Origin of the sequence: Streptomyces sp. NPDC059256 (assembly GCF_042753785.1) — a bacterium.
Taxonomy (GTDB): Bacteria; Actinomycetota; Actinomycetes; order Streptomycetales; family Streptomycetaceae; genus Streptomyces.
Genome location: NZ_JBHYZO010000004.1, coordinates 339,119 through 360,514, shown reverse-complemented (window position 1 = coordinate 360,514; position 21,396 = coordinate 339,119). Strand labels below are relative to the sequence as shown.

Annotated in this window: 20 protein-coding genes; 6 read left to right on the top strand and 14 right to left on the bottom strand. The window is 69.4% G+C overall.

The genetic code is table 11. The features are described 5' to 3' along the window. The first annotated feature begins 105 nt into the window (after positions 1–105). The gene (locus ACFXJL_RS13070; protein WP_384691851.1) at positions 106–777 is read left to right on the top strand and encodes a TetR/AcrR family transcriptional regulator; all 672 of its coding nucleotides are present in this window, start codon (positions 106–108) and stop codon (positions 775–777) included. 82 nt (positions 778–859) lie between these two features. On the opposite strand, the gene ACFXJL_RS13065 is transcribed toward ACFXJL_RS13070, so the two are convergent. Further along, a complete protein-coding gene (locus ACFXJL_RS13065; protein WP_384691848.1) occupies positions 860–1,480 on the bottom strand; it encodes a TetR/AcrR family transcriptional regulator in 621 nt (206 codons plus the stop codon). 98 nt (positions 1,481–1,578) lie between these two features. Between ACFXJL_RS13065 and ACFXJL_RS13060 the strand changes: the two genes are divergently transcribed. Beyond that, positions 1,579–2,004: a nuclear transport factor 2 family protein gene (locus tag ACFXJL_RS13060; protein ID WP_384691845.1), complete on the top strand. Its 426-nt coding sequence runs from the start codon at positions 1,579–1,581 to the stop codon at positions 2,002–2,004. 118 nt (positions 2,005–2,122) lie between these two features. Here the strand turns inward: ACFXJL_RS13060 and ACFXJL_RS13055 are convergent, their stop codons facing one another. From ACFXJL_RS13055 to ACFXJL_RS13025, 7 genes are all read right to left on the bottom strand, one after another. Continuing rightward, entirely contained in the window at positions 2,123–2,398 is a 276-nt protein-coding gene (locus ACFXJL_RS13055) for a hypothetical protein (protein ID WP_384691842.1), read from the bottom strand. Between the two features lie 150 nt (positions 2,399–2,548). Beyond that, entirely contained in the window at positions 2,549–3,373 is an 825-nt protein-coding gene (locus ACFXJL_RS13050; RefSeq protein WP_384635806.1) for an SDR family NAD(P)-dependent oxidoreductase, read from the bottom strand. Continuing rightward, the gene (locus ACFXJL_RS13045; protein WP_384691839.1) at positions 3,370–4,569 is read right to left on the bottom strand and encodes a serine hydrolase domain-containing protein; all 1,200 of its coding nucleotides are present in this window, start codon (positions 4,567–4,569) and stop codon (positions 3,370–3,372) included. Before ACFXJL_RS13045 ends, ACFXJL_RS13050 begins: the two co-directional genes overlap by 4 nt. 463 nt (positions 4,570–5,032) lie before the next feature. Further along, the gene (locus ACFXJL_RS13040) at positions 5,033–5,461 is read right to left on the bottom strand and encodes a nuclear transport factor 2 family protein (RefSeq protein WP_384635802.1); all 429 of its coding nucleotides are present in this window, start codon (positions 5,459–5,461) and stop codon (positions 5,033–5,035) included. A 91-nt stretch (positions 5,462–5,552) separates the two neighbouring features. Further along, positions 5,553–6,323, bottom strand: a complete 771-nt coding sequence (locus ACFXJL_RS13035; protein ID WP_384635919.1) for an energy-coupling factor ABC transporter ATP-binding protein — start codon at positions 6,321–6,323, stop codon at positions 5,553–5,555. 19 nt (positions 6,324–6,342) lie between these two features. Continuing rightward, on the bottom strand, positions 6,343–7,104 hold the full coding sequence (gene cbiQ / locus ACFXJL_RS13030) for a cobalt ECF transporter T component CbiQ (protein ID WP_358877252.1): 762 nt from the start codon (positions 7,102–7,104) through the stop codon (positions 6,343–6,345). 3 nt (positions 7,105–7,107) lie between these two features. Then, positions 7,108–8,220: an energy-coupling factor ABC transporter permease gene (locus ACFXJL_RS13025; RefSeq protein ID WP_384691835.1), complete on the bottom strand. Its 1,113-nt coding sequence runs from the start codon at positions 8,218–8,220 to the stop codon at positions 7,108–7,110. Between the two features lie 174 nt (positions 8,221–8,394). Here ACFXJL_RS13025 and ACFXJL_RS13020 point away from each other — a divergent pair, with 174 nt between their 5' ends. Continuing rightward, positions 8,395–8,745: an SsgA family sporulation/cell division regulator gene (locus tag ACFXJL_RS13020; RefSeq protein WP_329020219.1), complete on the top strand. Its 351-nt coding sequence runs from the start codon at positions 8,395–8,397 to the stop codon at positions 8,743–8,745. A 120-nt stretch (positions 8,746–8,865) separates the two neighbouring features. On the opposite strand, the gene ACFXJL_RS13015 is transcribed toward ACFXJL_RS13020, so the two are convergent. Both ACFXJL_RS13015 and ACFXJL_RS13010 read right to left on the bottom strand, forming a co-directional pair. Beyond that, positions 8,866–11,106 carry an MMPL family transporter gene (locus ACFXJL_RS13015; RefSeq protein ID WP_384635794.1) on the bottom strand — a complete coding sequence of 747 codons (2,241 nt, stop codon included), beginning with the start codon at positions 11,104–11,106 and terminating at the stop codon, positions 8,866–8,868. Between the two features lie 494 nt (positions 11,107–11,600). Then, entirely contained in the window at positions 11,601–12,176 is a 576-nt protein-coding gene (locus ACFXJL_RS13010; RefSeq protein ID WP_358877249.1) for a TetR/AcrR family transcriptional regulator, read from the bottom strand. A gap of 330 nt (positions 12,177–12,506) precedes the next feature. Between ACFXJL_RS13010 and ACFXJL_RS13005 the strand changes: the two genes are divergently transcribed. Then, positions 12,507–15,938 carry a S41 family peptidase gene (locus tag ACFXJL_RS13005; protein ID WP_384691831.1) on the top strand — a complete coding sequence of 1,144 codons (3,432 nt, stop codon included), beginning with the start codon at positions 12,507–12,509 and terminating at the stop codon, positions 15,936–15,938. Between the two features lie 311 nt (positions 15,939–16,249). Here ACFXJL_RS13005 and ACFXJL_RS13000 read toward each other — a convergent pair whose 3' ends face one another. The 3 genes from ACFXJL_RS13000 to ACFXJL_RS12990 form a co-directional block, all read right to left on the bottom strand. Continuing rightward, entirely contained in the window at positions 16,250–16,441 is a 192-nt protein-coding gene (locus tag ACFXJL_RS13000; protein ID WP_329020226.1) for a hypothetical protein, read from the bottom strand. A gap of 109 nt (positions 16,442–16,550) precedes the next feature. After that, positions 16,551–17,432 (bottom strand): SDR family oxidoreductase, encoded by an 882-nt coding sequence (locus ACFXJL_RS12995; protein ID WP_384692132.1) that lies wholly within the window; start codon positions 17,430–17,432, stop codon positions 16,551–16,553. Further along, the gene (locus ACFXJL_RS12990) at positions 17,432–19,105 is read right to left on the bottom strand and encodes a flavin-containing monooxygenase (protein WP_384691828.1); all 1,674 of its coding nucleotides are present in this window, start codon (positions 19,103–19,105) and stop codon (positions 17,432–17,434) included. Before ACFXJL_RS12990 ends, ACFXJL_RS12995 begins: the two co-directional genes overlap by 1 nt. 169 nt (positions 19,106–19,274) lie before the next feature. Here ACFXJL_RS12990 and ACFXJL_RS12985 point away from each other — a divergent pair, with 169 nt between their 5' ends. Continuing rightward, the gene (locus ACFXJL_RS12985) at positions 19,275–19,955 is read left to right on the top strand and encodes a MerR family transcriptional regulator (protein ID WP_384635913.1); all 681 of its coding nucleotides are present in this window, start codon (positions 19,275–19,277) and stop codon (positions 19,953–19,955) included. Here ACFXJL_RS12985 and ACFXJL_RS12980 read toward each other — a convergent pair. Then, on the bottom strand, positions 19,940–20,740 hold the full coding sequence (locus ACFXJL_RS12980; RefSeq protein ID WP_358877245.1) for an exodeoxyribonuclease III: 801 nt from the start codon (positions 20,738–20,740) through the stop codon (positions 19,940–19,942). The genes ACFXJL_RS12985 and ACFXJL_RS12980 overlap by 16 nt on opposite strands. A gap of 129 nt (positions 20,741–20,869) precedes the next feature. Between ACFXJL_RS12980 and ACFXJL_RS12975 the strand changes: the two genes are divergently transcribed. Next, a complete protein-coding gene (locus ACFXJL_RS12975) occupies positions 20,870–21,364 on the top strand; it encodes a GNAT family N-acetyltransferase (RefSeq protein WP_358877244.1) in 495 nt (164 codons plus the stop codon). Positions 21,365–21,396: the final 32 nt, after the last annotated feature.

Here is a 21,396-nt window from a genome sequence, read left to right as displayed (position 1 = left end):
TGCTTCCACGCCCCTCGGTACGGGTCAAGGTGTATTTTTAGCGAGCGGCACAGAATTAGCCGTCGATGACGGAGTCAGATCCGACCCAGAGCCGAAGGAGGGGCTGTGGCGGCACGCGGACGCCCCCGGGGTTTCAACCGGGCCACCGCTCTGGAGCGGGCCATGGAGACCTTCTGGACGCACGGGTACGAAACAACGTCGATCGCCGAGCTGACCTCCGCCATGGAGATCAACTCCCCTAGCCTGTATGCCGCGTTCGGCTCCAAGGAGCAGTTGTTCCGTGAGGCGGTGGCCCTCTACGAGGCGACCGAGGGCAGCCCGGTGACCCGTGCGCTCACCGAAGGGCTCACGGCGTACGCCGCCGTAGCGGCCGTGCTCCGGGAGAACGCCCGTGCATACACCGGGGATGGCAGGCCCACCGGCTGCATGATCGTGCTCGCCGCGATGAACGTCTCGGACGCAGGGGCGAACGCCCGCGACCATCTCGCCCAGTGGCGTAGGTCCGGCGTCGAGATGATGAGGGCCCGGCTGGACCGGGGCGTACAGGAGGGGGAACTGCCTCCGGATGCGGACACCGCGACGATCGCCGCCTTCTACACCGCCGTGCTCCAGGGCATGTCCGTCCAGGCCCGCGACGGCGCCCGGGCCGAGGAGTTGGAGCGCATCGCCGAGTGCGCCCTCGCGGCCTGGGACACCGTCACGGCAATGCCCGGCCGCCAGGACGAACCCCCGCACGCCGCCGGACAGACGAAGTCCCCGGAGCGGGTTGAAGGCTGAGGCGACGCCCCAGCCATCCGGTCGCCTGGAATCCGAACCAAGGACTGCCGTCGAGCGCCGGCCGGGAATTGCGGGACGGCCCTCAGGCAGTGCCTCGCTGTGGAACGTCGAGCACGGCGAGCGTGGCGGTGCGCAGCCATGTCGCCGCTTCGCTCACCGTCATCCGTCCCGCACCGACCTCGTCACCCGCGGCGTGGCCCAGGGCGGTCACGGCAGCCACCAGCCAGGTGGCCGGTGCGGCAGAACCGAACTCCCCTGCCGCCCGGCCCTGTTCGATCAGCCTTGTCAGCCGGTCGGCGACGGGCTCGTGTCGGATCCGGTCGGCTTCGGCGCTGGCGGGGGCGTTTCCGAGTTGGAGCAGCACTGGATGCTGTTCGAACAGTTGCCAGCCGATGTCCTGGAGCCGCAGAAGCACCTCCAGGGCCGACCCACCGGCGACTTCCGCCTCGTCCAGGGCGGCCATGGCCTGATCGGTGATGCGGTCGGCGACGGCCTCCAGCAGTGCGCCACGGGTGCCGTAGTGGGCGTAGACGGTCTGCCGGGTGACGCCGGCCTCGGCGGCAACGGCCGCCATTCCGGCGCCGGGCCGCTCCGCCAGTAGCCGGATCGCGGCGTCCAGCACGGCGATTCTGCTCCGCTCGGCATCGGCGCGGCGGCGCGGGCGGACGGGCGAGGAGCCGTCCACGTACTCGGAAGCAGGCAACTCTTACACCCTTGTCGGAGATGAACCTTCCTGCATATCTTACATGCCTGTAAGGGATTGCCCTGGGGTGCGAGCCCCGCCCTCCCGCTAGGAGCAGGATGAAGCCTCTCGCAGTCAAGTCTCCCGAACAGTTCATCGCCGACTTCTTCACCACCTTCACCGAGGCGGTGGTTCGGGGTGCGGAGGAGCCCGTCGATGTGATGTCCAGGTACTACACACGGGACGTCGTCCAGTACGCCGACGGCGTGCGGCTGGACTGGGATCGGTTGCTCGCCCATCTCCGTCCGGTCCGAAGGAACTTGACCGAGTTCCGCTTCGAGGTGCAGGAGGCCCTCGCGGACGGCCGTCGGATCGCGGCCCGCTTCACGATCCACGCCCGGATGCGCAAGACGGGTCCCGTGGCGACCCAGGTGCATCTGTTCGCTGAGTTCACCGAGGACGGCCTGCTACGACGGTCCGAGCAGCTCACGCGCACACTGTCGACAGCCGAACTACCGTCAGCCGCAATTGATGCGCAGGACTGACCTGTATCACCTGGTGCGCATCAGCCCTGCGCAGCAGGCGGTGCGTATCGGGTGATCGTGCCCCTGACTCCCGATGGCGGGCGGGCCACTGCGCCTGCTGCGTCGTGCGGTTGCGTCCTCAGTCACCGCCACCGCAGCCGCAACCTCCGCCCTGGCCGCAGTCCAGTCCGCCACCGCCCCCCGAACCCCCTCCGCTCTCGCGCCCCGACACCCACCACAACAGGCCGGACGCGACGAGGAAGACCGGGAGCGCGACCCACCAGAACAGGGGCCAGGACATGTCATCGCGATCCACCATCAGTTCGCGGAAGAAGTGCGCCAGGAATCCCGCGGTGATGCCCGCAGGCGGGGCGAAGATGAGGACGAGCGCTATCCGGTCACCCTTGGAACTCACGGCGTCCTCCCCTGCTCTCGGGCCTTCCCGGACGATAGGCGCGGTGGCCCGGATTCCGCTGCGCTCCGGAGCAAGGACACGAGACTCTGGCCGAATCGAGGGTGATGTGGCCGACGGAGTGCTTCCGCACGGCCACACCTGCTTCGCTCGCTACTCGGCCTCGGCCAACGCAGCTTCGGCGTCCGCTGCCTCGGCTGCCTCCGCTTCGGTGATTGCCTTGTTGAACGTCGTGTTCACCGCCAGGACGCCTCCGTCCACCCGGAGGGTCGTCCCCGTGATCCAGGACGCGTCGCTCGATGCCAGGAAGGCCACCGCCGAGGCGATGTCGTCCGGTTCACCCACCCTGCCGAGCGGATAGATGTCCGCGAGCGCCGCGATGACCCCTTCGCGACCCTCCCAGTTCCGGGTGCGGATGGTGCCCGGGTTGATCTGGTTGACGCGGACACCGAGGGGGCCCGCCTCGCCCGCCAGGGTGCGGGTCAGCGAGGCCAGGCCCGCCTTCGCCGCACTGTAGGAGTGTCCGCCGAAGGACTGCTCGGCGTTGACCGAACCGATGTTGACGATCGCCCCCCGACCCGACTTCGCGAGCAACGGAAGGGCGGCCCGGGCGCAACGGAAGGCGCCGCCCAGGGTGACGTCGAGATCGCGGCGCCAGTTCTCGTCGGACAATCGGTCCAGGGCGAGTTCGGGGGTGGCCGCGAAGGCGTTGTTGACCACGACATCGAGGGTCCCGAAGCGCTCGACGGCGTACGCCACCGCAGCATCCACATCGGTGCGGTCGCTCACATCGCAACGCCGGTACTCGGCACCGGGGATCTGTGCCGCGGTCTGCTGGGCCGCCTCCTCGTCCACGTCCGCGATCAGTACCCGCGCCCCCTCCGACGCCAGCCTCCGCACGATCGCCTCGCCGATGCCCCGGGCACCGCCCGTGACCAGTACGCCATACCCCTCGAAACGTTTCAGCGCAGTGTTCATAGGACTGAACGTACCGCTCTGACCAGCGCTTGGGCACGGGGATCGGCGGTAACTCCCTTGCGTAGTCCATTGGTCACATAGCCGAGGGCGATCCCCGACGCGGGGTCGGCGAAGCCCAGGGATCCGCCACGGCCGGGGTGACCGAAGGAGCCGGGCCCCAGGAGCGGGGCAGCCGCGCCATGGAGCATAAAACCCAAACTCAGACGGGTCGGGACGATCAACACCCGGTCCGGGCCCACCGACTCCTCGGTGCGGGCGAGGGTCAGGGTCGCCGGGGCGAACAGCCGCCGTCCACCGTCCACATCGCCGATGGTCGCCGCGTAGAAGCGGGCCAGGGCACGGGCGGTGGAGATGCCGCCGGACGCGGGCAGTTCGGCGGCCCGGTAGTCGGGGTCGTTTTCGTCGGGGAAGGGGTGGATCGCTCCGAACGCACGCCGGGTGAGCGACTCCGGATCGCGGTACGCCTCGACCACCGAACGCTTGGGGCGCAGGCTGAGTCCGCCGCCCATCGCGGCGGGCGGTTCGGCCACCGGCCCGATCCGGCCGACTCGATGGGCCTCTTCGGCCGGGAGCCCGATCCAGAAGTCCAACCCGAGCGGGCGGGCGATCTCCTCGGCGACCCAGCGGCCGATGGTGCGCCCGGTGACCCTCCGCACGAGTTCGGCGATCAACCAACTGTAGGTCTGCGGGTGGTAGCCGTGATCGGTTCCGGGTTCCCACTGGGGGCGCTGGGCCGCGAGCGCGGCCGGTCCACTGACTCCGTCGATCGCTTCGGCCGGGGTCAGCGGTCGGTCGATGGCGGCCAGTCCGGCACGGTGCGAGAGCAGATGGCGTACGAGCACCCGCTCCTTGCCCGCGTCCTTGAACTCCGGCCAGTAGGTGCCCACGGGGGCGTCCAGATCGATCTGTCCGCGCTGGTGGAGCAGGAGGACGACCGCGCCGGCGACGCCTTTGGTCGCCGAGCGGACGACCTGGGCGGTGTCCACGGCCCAGGGGTCATCACCGTCCACGTCGCGGGTTCCGGCCCATAGGTCGACGACCTTGTGTCCATGGCGATAGACGGCCAGGGCCGCCCCGCGCTCGCCGCGCTGCTCGAAGTTGCGTTCAAACGCCTCCTCGACCGGCTCGAAGCCTGCCGCCACCGTGCCCCGGACGTCCACTGTGCCCACTCTCCCGCGTCTGTTGATCTCCCCCATGGTGCAACGGTCGCGGCTGAGTGTTGCTTCCGGGCTGCTCGGGACCACCCTGAAGAGGTTCGTCCACCGGTGCGAGGAAGGCCGAGTACGGGGGTCTTGCCCCCTCTTGGGCGCCGGTTTCGGGTCACGAGGGTGCCGGCTCAGACCTGTGGACGGTTTCCAGAGCGCCGAATGGCTGGACCGCCGTTTCGAGGACGGGCCGGGGCACCGCGCCGGCCTCTCCACAGGTCCACTCGCAACCGAAGCCCATCGCGCCGTCGCCAAGAGGGGAACTCCCAAGCCCCCGAAGGACCACAGAGGTTTGCGGGCGGGCTTAACTCAGGCCCTCACCACGCCCCCTGCTACGCCGCCTTGGTCGCGACGGTTGTCCGACGGCGGCTGTGGCTCACCCGCACGAGAGGTGGTCGCCGAGCACGAAAGGCGTATCCCCCGTGAATGGGTGAGCCCCGAGCAGCCGCAGCGGTCAGAGGTTGTCGCCCCAACCACCCTGGATCATGGTCTGGAAACCCCAGGCACCATCTCGCCTGATCAGGATGTCCGCATACCTCAACTGCTGGGTGTGGCCCTCGACTGTCATGGTCGAGTCGGTGAAGACGATGGCCATGGCGGCGGAGAGGAAGACCGGTGTCCGTACCGAGTCAAAGGTGATGTCCTCGCTGCCGCCTCCCATCACCTGCGTCATGGTCTCGATGAACTGCGCCCGGTCCCACTGGGCCGAGCGGCCGTTGCCCGCGGAGTCGTCGCTCACCAGATTGAGCGGGAAGACCGCCATATCGGCCATGCGCTCGACCTTCCGCCCGGCACTGAGGGCGTCGTACTCGGCGAACCAGGCGTCCACACTCTTACGGTCTTCGGCGGTCGGCTGGTATCCGGTGTCGGGCAGGACGGGCATATGCGCTCCTCACTACGGGTGATCCGTAGTAGTCAAGTTTGATTACATCCCAACAGTAACCCGCCCCCCTTCAGTAGTCAAGCTTGAATAGCTAAGCTCCGTACGACGCCGCGAACCCCGGGTCAAAACCGAACGGCAGCTCCAACCGGTGCTCCCGCATCAACGCCTCGTTCGCGAGCAACTCCCCCGTGGGACCGTCCGCCGCGATGACCCCTTCGCTCAGGATCACCGAGCGCGGGCAGAGCTCCAGGGCGTACGGCAGATCGTGGGTCACCATCAGCACCGTGACGTCCAGGGACCGCAGGATGTCGGCGAGTTCCCGCCGGGACGCGGGGTCGAGATTGGACGACGGCTCGTCGAGCACCAGGATCTCGGGCTCCATCGCCAGGACCGTGGCGACCGCGACCCGCCGCCGCTGCCCGTAGGAGAGGTGGTGGGGCGGCCGATCCAGGTACTCGACCATGCCCACGAGCTCCAGCGCCCCGGCCACGCGCTCCTCCAGCGCGGCACCCCGCAGCCCGGCAGCCGCCGGGCCGAAGGCGACGTCCTCCCGGACCGTGGGCATGAAGAGTTGGTCGTCCGGGTCCTGGAAGACGATGCCGACCCGACGGCGGATCTCGGCCAGGTGCTCGCGCGCGACCGGTAGACCGGCGACGGACACCGTCCCGACGCCGCCCCCGAGGATGCCGTTCAGATGGAGTACGAGGGTGGTCTTGCCCGCGCCGTTGGGGCCGAGCACGGCGACCCGCTCCCCCCGGGCCACGGTCAGATCGACGCCGAAGAGGGCCTGGTGCCCATCGGGATAGGCATAGGCGAGTCCCTGGACATCAAGGGAAGGAGGAAGGGCGGCAGGGCCGGTCATGGGGTCCATCCCAGCAGGGTCATAGGGTCCATCCCAGCAGGCAGACAGTGAGTGCGGCGAGGGGCAGGGCCGCCGCGTACGCCCATTGGGTCCGGGATGCCCGCACCTCGTCGATCACCGGCATCACCCCCGTGTACCCGCGGCTGACCATGGCCAGATGGACCCGCTCACCGCGCTCGTAGGAACGGATGAAGAGGGCGCCCGCGGACTTGCCGAGCACACCCCAGTGGCGTACGCCCCGGGCCTCGAACCCCCTGGAGCGGCGGGCGATCGACATCCGGCGCATCTCATCGGCGATCACATCGCCGTACCGGATCATGAAGGAGGCGATCTGCACCAGCAGGGGCGGCAGCTTCAACCGCTGGAGCCCCAACAGCAGGGCCCTCAGTTCGGTGGTGGAGGCCAGGATCACCGAGGTGGCGACACCCAGTGTCCCCTTGACCAGGATGTTCCAGGCGCCCCACAGTCCGGGCACGCTCAGCGAGAGCCCGAGGACGGTCGTGCGCTCGCCGGGCACCACGAACGGCATCAGCAGGGCGAAGGCGGCGAACGGGATCTCGATCAACAGCCGGCTGAGCAGGAAGCCGGGCGGGATGCGAGCCACGGCAGCGACCGCGGCCAGCAGGACGGCATAGCCCGCGAAGGCCCACACCGCCTCCCGCGGGGTGCAGACCACCACGAGGACGAAGCAGAACGCGGCGACGAGTTTGCAGTGCGGGGGCAGGGCGTGCACCGGGGAGCGCCCCGGCCGGTAGAGCTTGTGGGTGTGTCCGGAGCCCACCGCTCACTCCCGCGCACTGTCCGACGGCCGCTCCGGGGCCGTCACCGCCGCGGCCTCGGTGTCCTGTCGGGTACGGCGACGGCGCGCCGTCGCATAGAAGACCCCGCTGCCCACCAGGACGGTCGCACCCACCCCGATGACACCGGCCAGCCCACCGGAGATCCGGGTGTTGGTGATGTCCTCGATGCCGTAGTCGGCGAGGGGCGAGTCGGCGGCTGCGTGTTCCTCGACCTTCTTGTCGATGCCCTTGTCGGCGGCGACCTTCTCCAGCCCGTCGGGGTGCGCGGAGGCGTAGAAGGAGCCGAACCCCGCGAGGACGAGGGCGGCGGCCAGGCCGGCCAGCCACACCTTGCGCGGTGAGCGGGGCGGGCCGCGCTGCGGATCGAACCCGGGCGCTTCGATCAACTCGCCCCCGACCCTGAGCTTCAGCGGGCGCCGCAGCCCACGGGCGCCATAGACCAGGTCCGGGCGGACGGCGAGGACCGCCCCCACCGTCAACATCGTGATCAGGGCTTCGCCGATGCCGATGAGCACATGGACACCGACCATGGCGACCAGGACCTTGCCGATCGGCACCTCGGTGGTGCCGCCGATCCAGTAGAGGAAGGTGAAGGCTGCGGCCGACGCCGGTACGGAGACGAGAGCGGCGACGAAGCTGGCCGCGGCGATGGATCGACGACCGCCGGGCAGGACGGCGAGCAGCCCGCGGAACAGCGCGTAGGCCAGGGCCGCGGTCACCACGCCCATGATGGTGATGTTGACGCCGAGTGCGGTGAGACCGCCGTCGGCGAAGAGGACGCCCTGCATCAGCAGGACCACGGCTATGCAGAGCACACCGGTGTACGGGCCCACCAGGATCGCGGCGAGCGCTCCACCGAGGAGATGGCCACTGGTGCCCGCGGCCACGGGGAAGTTCAGCATCTGTACGGCGAAGACGAAGGCGGCCACCAGACCGGCGAGGGGTGCGGTGCGCTCGGCGCCGACGAGGCCCACGGCATGCGCGGGGCCCGCCAGTTCTCGACGGGCCCCGCGGAGGCTGACGGCGACCGCGCCGGCCGCCACCACTCCCGCCGCGACCGATACGGGCGCATTGATGAATCCGTCGGGCACATGCATGGCTGGCTCCGCATCGGACAGACGAGAAGGGCTGCCCGTCGATAGTGGGGCTACTGCACATGGCTTGCAAGAGCGCATGTATGACGAAAAGTGTGTGGGCCCTCCACCAGGTCGAGCATTGGCCCGAAATATGCAACATTGGTTAATAAAGACGATGAATGCGAGGAGCGCCCCATGTCCGCCGCCTCAGTCGAAGATCATGCGTGGGCCCGGATCGTCACCGACGCTCCTCAGTACCGACCTGTGCGCGTCGCCCTGTGCTACGAACCGGCCGACGATCCCGCCGCGGTGCGGTTCTCCTTCGCCAGCGGGCGCGACTGGACCTTCCCCAGGGAGGTGCTGGAGACCGGATTGCGCTCCCCCGTGCGCGAGGGCGATGTGGAGGTCTGGCCGTGCGGCCGGGCCCAGGCGGTGGTGGAGTTCCACACGGCTGACGGCGTGGACGTACTCCAGTTCGACACCAGGGCCCTGAGCCGCTTCCTGACCCACACCTACGCGGCCGTCCCCACCACCACGACCGGCTGAGACCACCACGACCGGCGAGAACCGATGCGACCGGCGAGAACGGCCGTGGCCGCACCCCCCGCCGCAAGGCGATGAAGTACGGCCACGACCACCGCGGCCCGAAGGGCGCGGCGCAGGACGTCAGACGCGGGACAGTTCTCGGTCCTCGTCGCCGCCCGAGGAGTTCTGCAACTGCTGCTGGAGCTTCTCGCCCTCGACGTCGACGTTCGGCAGGGCCTTGTCCAGCCAGCCCGGCAGCCACCACGCCTTGTGGCCGAGCAGCGCCAGTACGGCGGGCACGATCGCCATCCGGACCACGAAAGCGTCGAAGAACACCGCGATCGCCAGACCGAAGCCGATCATCATGACCATCTGCTCACCGGAGCCGATGAAGCCCGCGAACACCGCGATCATGATCACTGCTGCTGCGGTGACCACCCGGGCGCCGTGCTTGAAGCCGGTCACGATGGCTTCGGCCGGCCGCTCTCCGTGGACGTACGCCTCACGCATGCGGGTGACGAGGAAGACCTCGTAGTCCATCGCCAGACCGAAGACCACGCCCACCATGAAGATCGGCATCATCGACATGATCGGGCCCGGCTGCTCGACGCCGAAGACATCGGCGAGCCAGCCCCACTGGAAGACCGCCACGACTGCGCCGAGCGCGGCGACGACGGAGAGCAGGAACCCGAGCGCTGCCTTGAGCGGCACCAGGATCGACCGGAAGACCACGACCAACAGCAGGAACGCGAGCCCCACGACCAGCGCGAGGTACGGCATCAGGGCGTCGTTCATCCGCTGCGAGAAGTCGATGTTCATCGCGGTGGCACCGGTGACGAGCACCTCCGCACCCGTGTCGGACTTCAGAGCCGTACGCGAGTCGCGGATGTCATGGACCAGGTCCTCGGTCTGCACCGAACTGGGCCGGTCGTCGGGGACGACGGTGATGATCGCCGTGTCGCCCGTCTTGTTCAGCGGCCCGGGCAGCACGGCGGCGACGCCGTCGAGCTTCTCCACCGTGTCGCCGACCTTGTCGACCGCACCCTGCGGGTTCTCGCTGCCCTTGGCGTTCACGACCAGCATCAACGGGCCGTTGAAACCGGGGCCGAAGCCCTCGGAGAGCATGTCGTAGGCCCGGCGCGGGCTCGACTCGGTCGACTGGGAGCCCTCGTCGGGCAGACCGACCTTCAGCGAGCCCACCGGGATCGCGATGACACCGAGGCCCACCACACCGGCGAGCAGCACGGCGACCGGACGGCGCAGGACGAAGCGCGCCCAGCGGACGCCACCGTTCTGCTTCTCGACGGCCCCGCCCTCGGTCTCGGCCGCACTGCCGGCTGCCTTGACCGCCTTGGCGTCCTTGCGGGCCTTGCGTCCCATCACCTTGCCGCCCGCGAAGCCCAGCAGCGCCGGGATCAGGGTGATCGCGATGATGACGGCGATGACGACCGTACCGGCGGCTGCGAAGCCCATCTTGCTGAGCATCGGGATGTTGACGACCGCCAGGCCGACCAGTGCGATCACCACGGTCAGACCGGCGAAGACGACCGCGGAGCCCGCGGTGCCCACCGCACGGCCGGCGGCTTCCTCACGCTCGCGCCCCTCGGCCAGTTCGGCGCGGTAGCGGGAGACGATGAACAGGGCGTAGTCGATGCCGACCGCGAGGCCGATCATCATCGCCAGGGTGGAGGTGGTGGTGCCGAGGTCGAGCGTCTTGGCGAGTGCGGTGATCGACGAGATGCCGATGCCGACGCCGATGAGCGCGGTGATCAGCGGCAGACCGGCCGCGATCAGGGAGCCGAAGGTGATGACCAGGACCACCGCGGCGACCGCGATGCCGATCATCTCGGCGGAGCCGGTCTCCGGCTCCGCCATGGAGGCGTCCCCACCGATCTCGACCGTGAGCCCGGCGTCGCGGGCCGCTTCACCGGCCTTCTCCAGCGCATCGCGGGTCTCGTCGGTCAGCTCCATCGAGTTGACCTTGTAGCTCACCGAGATGTACGCGATCGAACCGTCCTCGGAGACCGCGTCCGCGGTGTACGGGTCGGTGACCGAAGAGACCTGCGACGATCCGGCCTTCAGATCGGCGACCGCTTCATTGACCTCGGTCTTGTGCTCGGCGTCCGTCATCTTCTGACCGGCAGGAGCCTTGAAGACCACTCGGGCCGTCGCACCATCGGCGCTCCCACCGGGGAAGCGCTCTTCCAGGAGGTCGAACGCCTTCTGCGCCTCGGTGCCGGGCATCGAGAAGGAGGCTTCGGTCGGCTTGGCTGCGGCGGACGCGCCGACTCCGGCTAGCACCAGGAGCGCGACCCACAGCAGGGCGACTATGCGGCGGCGCCGGAAGGCGAGCCGTCCAAGTTTGTAGAGGAACGTGGCCACGAGGGCTTACTCCCATTGGGTTGAGAGGACAAAGGGCATGGGGAGCCGGCCCGACGACGAGAGCGGCGCACGTCAGGTGCTGCGGTGGTACCGAGCGGAGGGTGGGGATCCCGGGGAGGAGTGGGGGGCGGGTCGATGTCCTGGGGAGGGACACCGGACGCGTTCAGGAACGATTCATGAACGACGTCCGGGGGGTCGGGTGCACGGTGAAGGCCAACAGGACTCACCGAAGCGGCAGCGCTGACACCGTTGGCAGAGCAGCCGGGGAACCAAGAACACCGAAAACGGGGAAGAGAACGCGAACCCTGTGGGGCAGGATCCACCGCGCTCCGGTCGGACGGTCTGCGGTGGCGAAGGGCAACGCCCTGCCACCGCGGACCGGGAGGTATGGGGAGCGCACGACGGACGACAAGCGTCCGACAGGGCCGTACGCCTGCTCGACAGTGTGCACCGAGAGGCGGGACGGGAGTGTGAACGGAACCGGGCCGACGCCATCAGACCCCCAGCGCCGGAAGGACGACGGCATCGATGTACCGCATGGTGTACGCCTTGTCAGGGTGCTGGTCGTCGATGATGAGCCGGGCGAAGAACGCCCCGACCAACATATGGGCGACGAACTCCACCGCGGGATTGGCGGCACTGATCTCACCGCGCCCCACGGCCCTGCGCACCACGCCGTCGAGCTCGCGCTTCTCCGGCTCGACGAGCTGCTCGCGCAGTGCCTCGTGCAGATCCGGGTTGTCGTGAACGGCCTGGACCAGCCCCCGCAACAGCGCCGAGTCCCGCTCCAGTTTGGAGTCGTCCGTACGCGCGAGGATCTCGTAGAAGTCACCGCGCAGGGAGCCGGTGTCGATCTCGTCGAGCCCAGGCGGCTTGGTCTCCTGGAGGGCCCTGGCCACCAGCTGCGGCTTGCTGCGCCACTGACGGTAGAGGGTGGCCTTGCTGGATCTGGTCCGGGCGGCGATGGCGTCCATGGTCAGTGCGTCGTAGCCCACCTCGGCGAGCAGATCGAGTACGGCTTCGTACAGCTCTGCCTCGCGCTCGGGGGTCAACCGGGTGCGCGTTGCCATGATGGACCTCCCCCCACTGGTGCCACTGCCGAACGAAACGGTTTCGTACACCTCCAAGTTAACCCAGCCCGCTTCACGAAACGAAATCGTTTCGCTTGTGTTCTGGGTCACGGACGGTTCCAGGCCGAACCACCGCACCCATCCGGCCAACGACACCCACCGTCCGAACAACCGAAGCACCCAACCAAGGCGCCACGGCATCAGGACATCACGGCACCACGGCACCACGGCATCACGACGCAGCGACGCAGCCAGGTGGCAGGCCGCCGCGCAGGTGTTCCCCCGCGCCACGAGTTGCCGCATCCACGGGCCCCGGAAAGGATGGGGGAAGTGAGCGACGACGTGGCATACCTCCGCTTCCCGCACCTCCATGACGATCTGCTGTGCTTCGCATCCGAAGACGATCTGTGGGTCGCCCCCCTCGTACCGGAGGGCGAGCGGCCCGGGCGCGCCTGGCGGATCACCGTGGACCGGACCCGGATCGGGCACCCCCGCTTCTCCCCCGACGGCCGCCACATCGCCTACACCAGTTGGCGCAGCCTCGACCCGGAGATCCACCTCGCCCCGGTCAGCGGCGGCCCCGCACGCCGGCTGAGCCACTGGGGCAGCGCCGACACCCGGGTCTGCGGCTGGGCGCCACCGGATCCGGAGGGCCACAGCCAGATCCTCGCCGTCTCCTCGCACGGGCAGCCGTTCTCGTACTTCTCCTGGGCCTACTGCGTCCCGACCGACGGGGCCCCGGGGGCGAAGCTGCCATGGGGGCCCGTGTCGGACATCGCCGTGACCGGCACCAACGGCGACCGGCGCACCCTGCTGCTGACGGGCAAGCCACCACACGAGCCCGCCTCCTGGAAGCGCTACCGCGGTGGCGCCACGGGCCGGCTGTGGCTGCACGGCGAGCGGCTGCTGCCCGCACTCGAAGGCCATCTGGACTGCCCGATGTTCGTCTCGGGTCGGATCGCCTTCCTCTCCGATCACGAGGGGATCGGCAATCTGTACTCCTGTCTGCCCGACGGCAGCGATCTGCGGCGGCACACCGACCACGACACCTTCTACGCCCGCCATGCATCCAGCGACGGCCACCGTGTCGTCTACCAGTGCGCGGGCGAGTTGTGGATCGCCGACGACCTGCTGTCGCCGGACGCCGTACCGCGCCGGCTGACGGTCGAGTTGGGCGGTACCCGCGCCGGTAGACGCCCGTACCAGGTACCGGCCGCGAACCACGTGGACGCGGTATCGGTGGACACCACGGGGCGGGCCAGCGCCCTTTCCGTGCGCGGCAGCCTGTACTGGCTGACCCATCGCGACGGCCCGGCCCGCACGATCGCCGACACCCCGGGCGTACGGGTGCGGTTGCCGGTGATGCTCGGGACCGGCGGACAGGTCGCGTACGTCACCGACGCCACGGGCGAGGACGCGATCGAGGTGGCCTATCTACCGCGGGCCAGTGGGGACCGGCCACCGCGGCGGCTGGCACCCGGGGTGCTCGGGCGGGTGCTGGAGCTGGTCTCGGACCCGGAGGGGGAGCGACTGGCGATCGCCTCGCACGACGGTCGACTGCTGCTCATCGACGCCGCTGAATCCACCGACTCCGCCCATGTCACTGACTCCACTGACGGCACTGACTCAACGGGCTCGTCCGGCTCGACGGGCTCAACGGGCTCAACGGGCTCAACGGGCTCGACTGACGCCGCGCTCTCCCGCGATGCCGCGCGCCCGGAAGCGACGGTGGGCCCGGTCATCGAGTTGATCCGATCCGTCAACGGCCCCGTGCGCGATCTCGCGTTCTCCCCCGACGGTTCCTGGCTCACCTGGGCCCAACCGGGCATCGGCCGCTCCCTGCGGCAGATCAAACTGGCCCGGATCAAGGACCGTACGATCGTCGACGTCACCAACGGCCGCTTCGAGGACGAGAATCCCGTCTTCACCAGCGACGGCCGCTATCTGGCCTTCCTCTCCTGGCGCGGCTTCGACCCCGTGTACGACGTCCACACCGGGGACCTCTCCTTTCCACTCGGCTGTCGCCCCTACCTCGTACCGCTGTCGTCAGCGACGCCTTCGCCCTTCGCGCTGTCCCCGGACGGACGGCCCGCCGCCGGGGGTCTCGACCCGCTGGACGACATCGGCTCCGCATCCGATGAGTCGGCGGGCGCGGTGACCGTGGAGATCGAGGGGTTGGAGAGCCGGGTGACCCCGTTCCCCGTGTCGGCGTCCAAGTACTCGGAACTCCACCCCGTCAGCGGTGGGGGTCTCGTCTGGCTGCGCTGGCCCATCTCGGGCGCCCTCGGGGAGACGTTCGCCAACCCCGCGGACACCTCGGGCCGACCGACACTGGAACACTTCGACATCTCCAAGGCGCGTCGGATCGAACTGGTCGACCATCTGGACTGGTTCGCCGTGAGCGGGGACGGCAGCCGGCTGGTCGTCGTGGACGAGGACGAACTGCGTGCGGTCCCCGCCACCGAGCCGGGCGACGGCGATTCGACCGTCTATCTGGACCTTCGCCGCATCCTGCACCACGTGGACCCGGCCTCGGAGTGGCGGCAGGCGTACGAGGAGGCGGGCAGGCTGATCCGGGCCTACTTCTGGGAGCCCGGCATGGGCGGTGTCGACTGGGATGCGGTCCTCGCGCAGTACCGGCCGCTGGTGGAGCGGGTCGCTTCACCGGACGAGTTCGCGGATCTGCTGCGGGAGGTCCTCGGCGAACTGGGCACGTCCCACGCCTATGTGGCTCCCGCCCGCCGCAACGAAGGGCCTCCCCACTACCAGCGGCCGATGGGGCTCCTGGGTGCGAATCTGGTCTGTCGGGACGGCCAGTGGGTGGTGCAGCGCATCCTGCCGGGTGAATCGTCCGACTCCAAGGCCCGCTCACCGTTGGCGGGGACCGGCATCCGCGAGGGAGCGGTCATCACCCATGTGGACGGACGCCCGGTGGACCCGCTCACCGGCCCCTTCCCCATGCTCGCCGCCGCGGGGGGAACGACGGTCGAGCTGACCTTCCGGCCCGCGGAGGGCGGCTCTCGGCGGGTGGCCGTGGTGCCGCTCGTCGATGAACGGCCGCTGCGCTACCAGGACTGGGTGGCCAAGCGGCGGGAGGTGGTGCGGGAGCTGAGCGGTGGCAAGTGCGGCTATCTACACATCCCCGACATGGGCGGCTCGGGTTGGGCCCAGTTCAACCGGGACCTGCGGCTGGAAGTGGCCCGCCCCGCACTGATCGTCGACGTACGGGGGAACGCGGGCGGCCACATCAGTGAGCTAGTGGTGGAGAAGCTGACGCGCAAGATCCTCGGTTGGGACCTCACCCGGGACGCGCAGCCGGTCTCGTACGCCTCTCATGCGCCGCGCGGTCCGGTCGTGGCGCTGGCCGACGAGGCGACCTCATCGGACGGCGACATGATCACCGCGGCCTTCAAACTGCTGGGGTTGGGGCCTGTGGTGGGGTGTCGGACATGGGGCGGGGTGGTGGGGATCACGGGACGCCACCAGTTGGGCGATGGCTCGGTGATCACGGTCCCGATGAACGCGGCCTGGTTCCAGCAGTACGGCTGGGGGATCGAGAACCACGGTGTGGAACCGGACCTGGAGGCGTTGCGCACCCCTCTGGACTGGGCCGAGGGGCGGCATGCGGGACTCGATGACGCGGTGCGGCTGGCCCTGGAACTACTTGCGGACCGACCCGCGGCGATCCCCCCGGGATACGACCACGTACCGGACCGGAGCCGCCCGAAGCTCCCGCCGAGATCGGCCCGTTCGAGCGATTGAGAAGGGCCGTACGGCTGTGGCTCCGCCCGCGCGGGAGTCCCTGCGAAGCGCCGTGCGAGTCCCGCGCTAAGCCTGTGCGTAGTCCCACGCAAGTCCCACGCAAGTCCCGCGCAAAGCCTGTGCGTAACCCCGTACAAGTCCCGTACGAGTCCTGTGTGAAGTCATCAGCCACCACCCGGCCGCAGGCCCATCCCCTGCCGTCGTGACCCCACCGCACCATCGGCGAACTCCCCCGGTGACCCCGGCCGGCCACGGCATCGCGAAGGCGCACCCGCCCGTGTGGGGGCGGGTGCGCCTCGAAGCGCTATCGGTCAGGCAGCCGGGTTGGGACGCCGGTTGGGCGGCTCCTGCCGGGCCGGGTTCTGCCGGGCCGGGTCCTGGTCGCGGCGCTCGCGGCCGTCACGGCCACGCTCCGGAGACTCGTCCCTCGCCTTGCCCGCAGCCTGCTTCGCCTGCTGCGCGAGCTCCTGCGCCTTGTCCTGGAACTGGTCCTTGATGCCCATGTGAGTCACTCCTGAGAGGGGTGCGGAAAGAGTGGGACATTGATGTCCCCGGGGCCGGGAGTGGCCCCGGCTCAGACTCTTCCACGACCGGACATAGCTCGCATTTCGATCAACTACGCTCCGTGCGCGCCGCCTCGTCGGCAGCCCCACCCGCACCCACGAGCCCCTTGCCCACACCGGCCAACCGCGGCTCGAACCGTCGGACCTCCCGCTGCCCCACCAGCCCGATCAGCGACGGCAGACCGCCGCGCACCGACTGCATTCCGCGCAGCCACCACTGCCCGTACACATGCGCGGAACGCCGCTCGATCCCGGCCACGATCCGGTCCACGGCCGGGCCCGGCGGATAGGTGCGGTTGGCGGGCCAGGGCAGCCGTCCGCGCAGTTCCCGCATCACCTCGTCCTGGTCAGCGCCGCGAACCATGTCGGTGTCGGTCCAGGACAGATAGGCGACCCCCACCCGCACACCGCGGTGGGCGACTTCGGAGCGCAGGCTGTGCGCGAACGCCTCGACGCCGGACTTCGATGCGCAGTAGGCGGTCATCAGCGGTGCCGGTGTGATGGCGGCGAGGGACGCGATCTGGAGGAAGTAGCCGCGACTGGCCGTCAGGGTGGGAAGGAACGCCCGCCCGGTCACGGCGCTGCCGATGAGATTGACCTCGATCACCCGCCGCCAGGCGTTGGGGTCGCTGTCCGCGAACGGCCCGCCGGCGGCCACCCCCGCATTGGCCACGACGACATCGACCTTGCCGAACCGCTGTTTGACCTCACCGGCGATCCGATCCATCTCCTGATGATCCGTCACATCGACTTCCCACCAGTCGCTTTCACCGTGGAGCCGGCCCGAGACCTCCTTCAACCCCTCCGGTTCCAGACCCAGGAGCGCCACCTTCGCCCCGCGCGCCGACAGTTTGCGGGCGAGGAGTGCCCCCACCCCGCGGGCGGCACCGGTGATGACGGCGACCTGCCCTTCAAGATCCATTCGGTGGATCATGCGTTCTCCTCCCGCACCGATGCGGACTTCACGGGCCCGGGCTGCACCGGTGTGGACTGTGCCGGCGCGGGTTTCACGGGTGCGGGTTTCACGAATGCGGACTGCACCGGCGCAGGATCCGCCGACACAAGGCCCTCGGGCGCAGCGTCCGCCGCAACAGCGGTCGTCGGTGCGACGGCCCGCTTGCGGACGACCTCGTACTCCCCCAGATCCACTTCGCGGGTCTCCCGACGGAACTCCCCGGTCGTCCCCGGCCACAGGGTGGTGTTGCGTCCACTGGGGTCGAGGTACCAACTGTCACAGCCGCCCGTGCTCCAGACGGTTCGCTTCATCCGCTCCTGGACCCGTCCGTTCCATGCGCAGACGGCGGCGGGCTTGGGAGACAGCGCGGTCCGTCCGCCGAGAACGGTGAGCTGCCGCAGGTAGTCCGCCAGATAGTTCAACTGGGACTCGATCATGAGGATCATCGAGGAGTTGCCGAGACCGGTGTTGGGGCCGATGAGCGTCATCCAGTTGGGAAACCCTGCTGCGGTCGCCCCGCGCAGTGACTGCATCCCCGCCTTCCAGGACTCGGCGAGGGTGATCCCGTCGGCGCCGACCACGCGATCGGCGATCGGCATGTCGGTGACCCGGAAACCGGTGCCGAAGACGATCACGTCGGCCTCGGTCTCGCTGCCGTCGGCGGCGATCAGTGTCGAACCGCGCACCTCGACCAGCCCGGACGCCACCACGTGCGCATTCGGTTGGGCCAGCGCCGGGTAGTACTCGCTCGACAGCACCACCCGCTTGCAGCCGATGCGGTACGAGGGGGTGAGCTTCGCCCGCAGTACCGGGTCCTTCACCGCCCGGGCGAGGTGTTTCCTGGCCACGGATTCGACCAGCGCCAACTGCTGGGTGCGCTTGGTGAAGGCGGAGACCTGCAACTCCCGTACGCCCCAGAGCAGCCCCCGGCGCACGGTGGCGGTCAGCGGGACCTGGCGGTGCAACCAGCGCTCCAGCGTGCTGATGTCCCGGTCGACCTTCGGCAGGACCCAGGGCGGGGTGCGCTGGAAGAGGGTGAGCGACGCGACCTGCGGCTGGATGGCGGGCACGATCTGCGCCGCGGAGGCGCCTGTTCCCACCATCGCCACCCGCTTGCCGCGCAGATCGACGTCGTGGTCCCAGCGGGCGGAGTGGAAGGCGGCGCCGGGAAAGTCGGCGAGTCCAGGGATGTCGGGCATCTTCGGGTCGGAGAGCGGCCCGGTCGCGGAGACGACGACATCGGCGGTGTACTCGCCCTGGTCGGTGTCGATGAGCCAGCGGAGTTCGTCGCGGTCCCACACCATCGTGCGCACCTCATGGCCCAGGCGCAGATGGGGCCGGAGTCCGAAGGTGTCGGTCACCCGCTCCAGATAGGCCCTGATGTGCCGCTGGCCGGAGAAGGTGCGGGGCCAGTCCGGATTGGGGGCGAAGGAGAACGAGTAGAGGTGCGAGGGCACATCGCAGCAGCACCCCGGGTAGTCGTTGTCGCGCCAGGTGCCGCCGACCGAGTCGGCTCGCTCCAGCACGACGAAGTCGGTGATTCCTTCACGACGCAGCCGGACGGCGGCACCGAGACCGGCGAAGCCGGATCCGATGATCGCGACCCTCACGTGCTGTTGCTGTTGCTGCTCCTGCTTCCGTCGGCCCATGCCGCCTCCCACTGAACGCCACAACTGAACACCGCTGACTCTGCCAGTAATCACTGGCACGATTGGAGCGTAGGGCAGCCTGCCTACCGAGCGGTAGGGGTAGGGCAGGAGGAGTTGCCGGCCGCGAACAGCCTAGGCTTCCCCCGTGGCAGAAGGACGCGAGTACCGCATGGAAGAACTGGCCGAAAGGGCCGGTATCACGGTGCGCACCCTGCGCTTCTACCGAGAGCGCGGACTGCTGCCACCGCCCCGCCGTGCAGGACGAATCGCCTGGTACGGGGAGCAGCACCTAGCCCGACTGCGCACCATCACCGCACTTTTGGAGCGCGGACACACCCTGAACGGGATCGCCGATCTGGCCAAGGCGTTCGAAAGCGGCCGGGACGTCGGGGCCGCGCTGGGCCTGACCGAGCCGACGGAGGAAACACCCGTACGGCTCACACCGGAGGAACTGGCCGACCACTTCGAGGGGGAAGTCACCCCGGAGAACCTGGCGAGCGCGCTGGCCCTGGGCTACCTCGCCGTGGACGGTGGCGAACTCGTCCACATCAGCCGCCGGCTCCTGGACGTCTCGGCCGCGCTGGTGCGTCAGGGCGTACCGCTGGCAGCCGTCCTGGATGCCGGACAACGCGTACGGGCCCACGCCGACGCCCTCGCGGACCTCTTCCTGGAAGTGGTGCGGGAGCATCCGGTGGCGGGCGGCGCACAGGCCCTGCGTCCACTGGCGAAGAGCGTGGTGGACGCCGAACTGTCGATGGCGCTGGACCGCAGGCTACGACCGGGCGGCGAGATGCCCGAGGGCGACCCCGCCACGGAGGGCCCGCCTGCGAGCGATCACAGCAGGTCGTAGACGACGGTCACCGGAGCATGGTCCGACCAGCGCTCCTCATGGGTCTCCGCCCGCTCCACGAACGCCTTCACCGCCAGCGCGGCCAACCGCTCGGTGGCCACCTGGAGGTCGATGCGCCAGCCGGAGTCGTTGTCGAAGGCGCGCCCCCGGTAGGACCACCAGGTGTAAGGGCCTTCCTGATCCGGATGGAGGGCTCGGACGACATCCACGTACGCGCCCTGCGCATAGACCTCGGAGAGCCACTGGCGCTCCTCGGGGAGGAAGCCGGAGTTCTTCCTGTTTCCGCGCCAGTTCTTGAGGTCGGTCTCACGGTGGGCGATGTTCCAGTCACCGCAGACGACGACCTCGCGCCCGTCGTGCGCTGCCCGGGCCCTGAGCTCATGGAGATACGGCAGGAACTCGCCCAGGAACCGCATCTTCTCGTCCTGCCGCTCCGTGCCCACCTCACCGGAGGGCAGATAGAGGCTCGCGACGGTCACGCCCGGCAGGTCCGCCTCGATGTAGCGCCCGCTGCCGTCGAACTCCTGCGAGCCGAATCCGATGCGCACCTCGTCCGGCTCGCGCCGGGTGTACAGCGAGACGCCCGCACGGCCCTTGGCGCCGGCGGGTGCATGGGCCGTGTGCCAGCCGTCCGGTTGCCGTACGCCCTCCGGGAGCTGCTCGGGCTCGGCCCGCACCTCCTGGAGGCAGATCACATCGGCCTCGGTCGCCGCCAGCCAGGGCACGAAACCCTTCTTCGCGGCGGCCCGGAGGCCATTTACGTTCACGGACGTCACGGTGAGCACACCGGGCTCCTCGGGTTCACGGGCGGCGGGGGCTGCTACCGCGCTGCGGAACGCCCACGGTGCACACCCAGGCACCCTACCCATCCACGCCACTGAGCCCGTACTCCCCCAAGACGTACGATCACCTGCATGGATGTACGTTCGGTCCGGTATGACCACCCCGATGCCGTCAAGCTCAACGACCAGGTCCAGCTGGAATACATCCAGCGCTACGGAGACGGCGATGGCGACGAGACCCCGCTCGACGCCTCGATGTTCGAGCCGCCGTGTGGCCTGTATCTCATCGCGTACGACAGCGAAGGCCACCCGGTGGCGACCGGCGGCTGGCGCGCCCGGAGCCAGGGCGACGGAGAGGACGAGGGGTACGAGGACGGCGACGCCGAGCTCAAGCGGATGTACGTCGTGGCCGAGGCACGCGGCCGGGGACTCGCCCGGATCATGCTCGCCGCACTGGAGGCGGACGCCCGGGCGGCGGGCCGCACCCGCATGGTGCTGGAGACCGGCGACAAGCAGCCGGAGGCGATAGCCCTCTACGCGTCCAGCGGGTACGGCGATGCGGAGAAGAAGTTCGGCCACTACCGCGAGTACGAGGGCAGTCGCTGCTTCGTCAAGCAGCTGACCTAGCCCGGTTCGCCATCAGGCCGCCTGTCGCACGG

Bases quoted from the DNA above. Each gene is read 5' to 3' on its own strand.
- ACFXJL_RS13060 (WP_384691845.1), top strand. From the start codon at position 1,579: ATGAAGCCTCTCGCAGTCAAGTCTCCCGAACAGTTCATCGCCGACTTC.
- ACFXJL_RS13050 (WP_384635806.1), bottom strand. From the start codon at position 3,373: ATGAACACTGCGCTGAAACGTTTCGAGGGGTATGGCGTACTGGTCACG.
- ACFXJL_RS13045 (WP_384691839.1), bottom strand. From the start codon at position 4,569: ATGGGGGAGATCAACAGACGCGGGAGAGTGGGCACAGTGGACGTCCGG.
- ACFXJL_RS13040 (WP_384635802.1), bottom strand. From the start codon at position 5,461: ATGCCCGTCCTGCCCGACACCGGATACCAGCCGACCGCCGAAGACCGT.
- ACFXJL_RS13035 (WP_384635919.1), bottom strand. From the start codon at position 6,323: ATGACCGGCCCTGCCGCCCTTCCTCCTTCCCTTGATGTCCAGGGACTC.
- ACFXJL_RS13025 (WP_384691835.1), bottom strand. From the start codon at position 8,220: ATGCATGTGCCCGACGGATTCATCAATGCGCCCGTATCGGTCGCGGCG.
- ACFXJL_RS13020 (WP_329020219.1), top strand. From the start codon at position 8,395: ATGTCCGCCGCCTCAGTCGAAGATCATGCGTGGGCCCGGATCGTCACC.
- ACFXJL_RS13010 (WP_358877249.1), bottom strand. From the start codon at position 12,176: ATGGCAACGCGCACCCGGTTGACCCCCGAGCGCGAGGCAGAGCTGTAC.
- ACFXJL_RS13000 (WP_329020226.1), bottom strand. From the start codon at position 16,441: ATGGGCATCAAGGACCAGTTCCAGGACAAGGCGCAGGAGCTCGCGCAG.
- ACFXJL_RS12990 (WP_384691828.1), bottom strand. From the start codon at position 19,105: ATGGGCCGACGGAAGCAGGAGCAGCAACAGCAACAGCACGTGAGGGTC.
- ACFXJL_RS12985 (WP_384635913.1), top strand. From the start codon at position 19,275: ATGGAAGAACTGGCCGAAAGGGCCGGTATCACGGTGCGCACCCTGCGC.
- ACFXJL_RS12975 (WP_358877244.1), top strand. From the start codon at position 20,870: ATGGATGTACGTTCGGTCCGGTATGACCACCCCGATGCCGTCAAGCTC.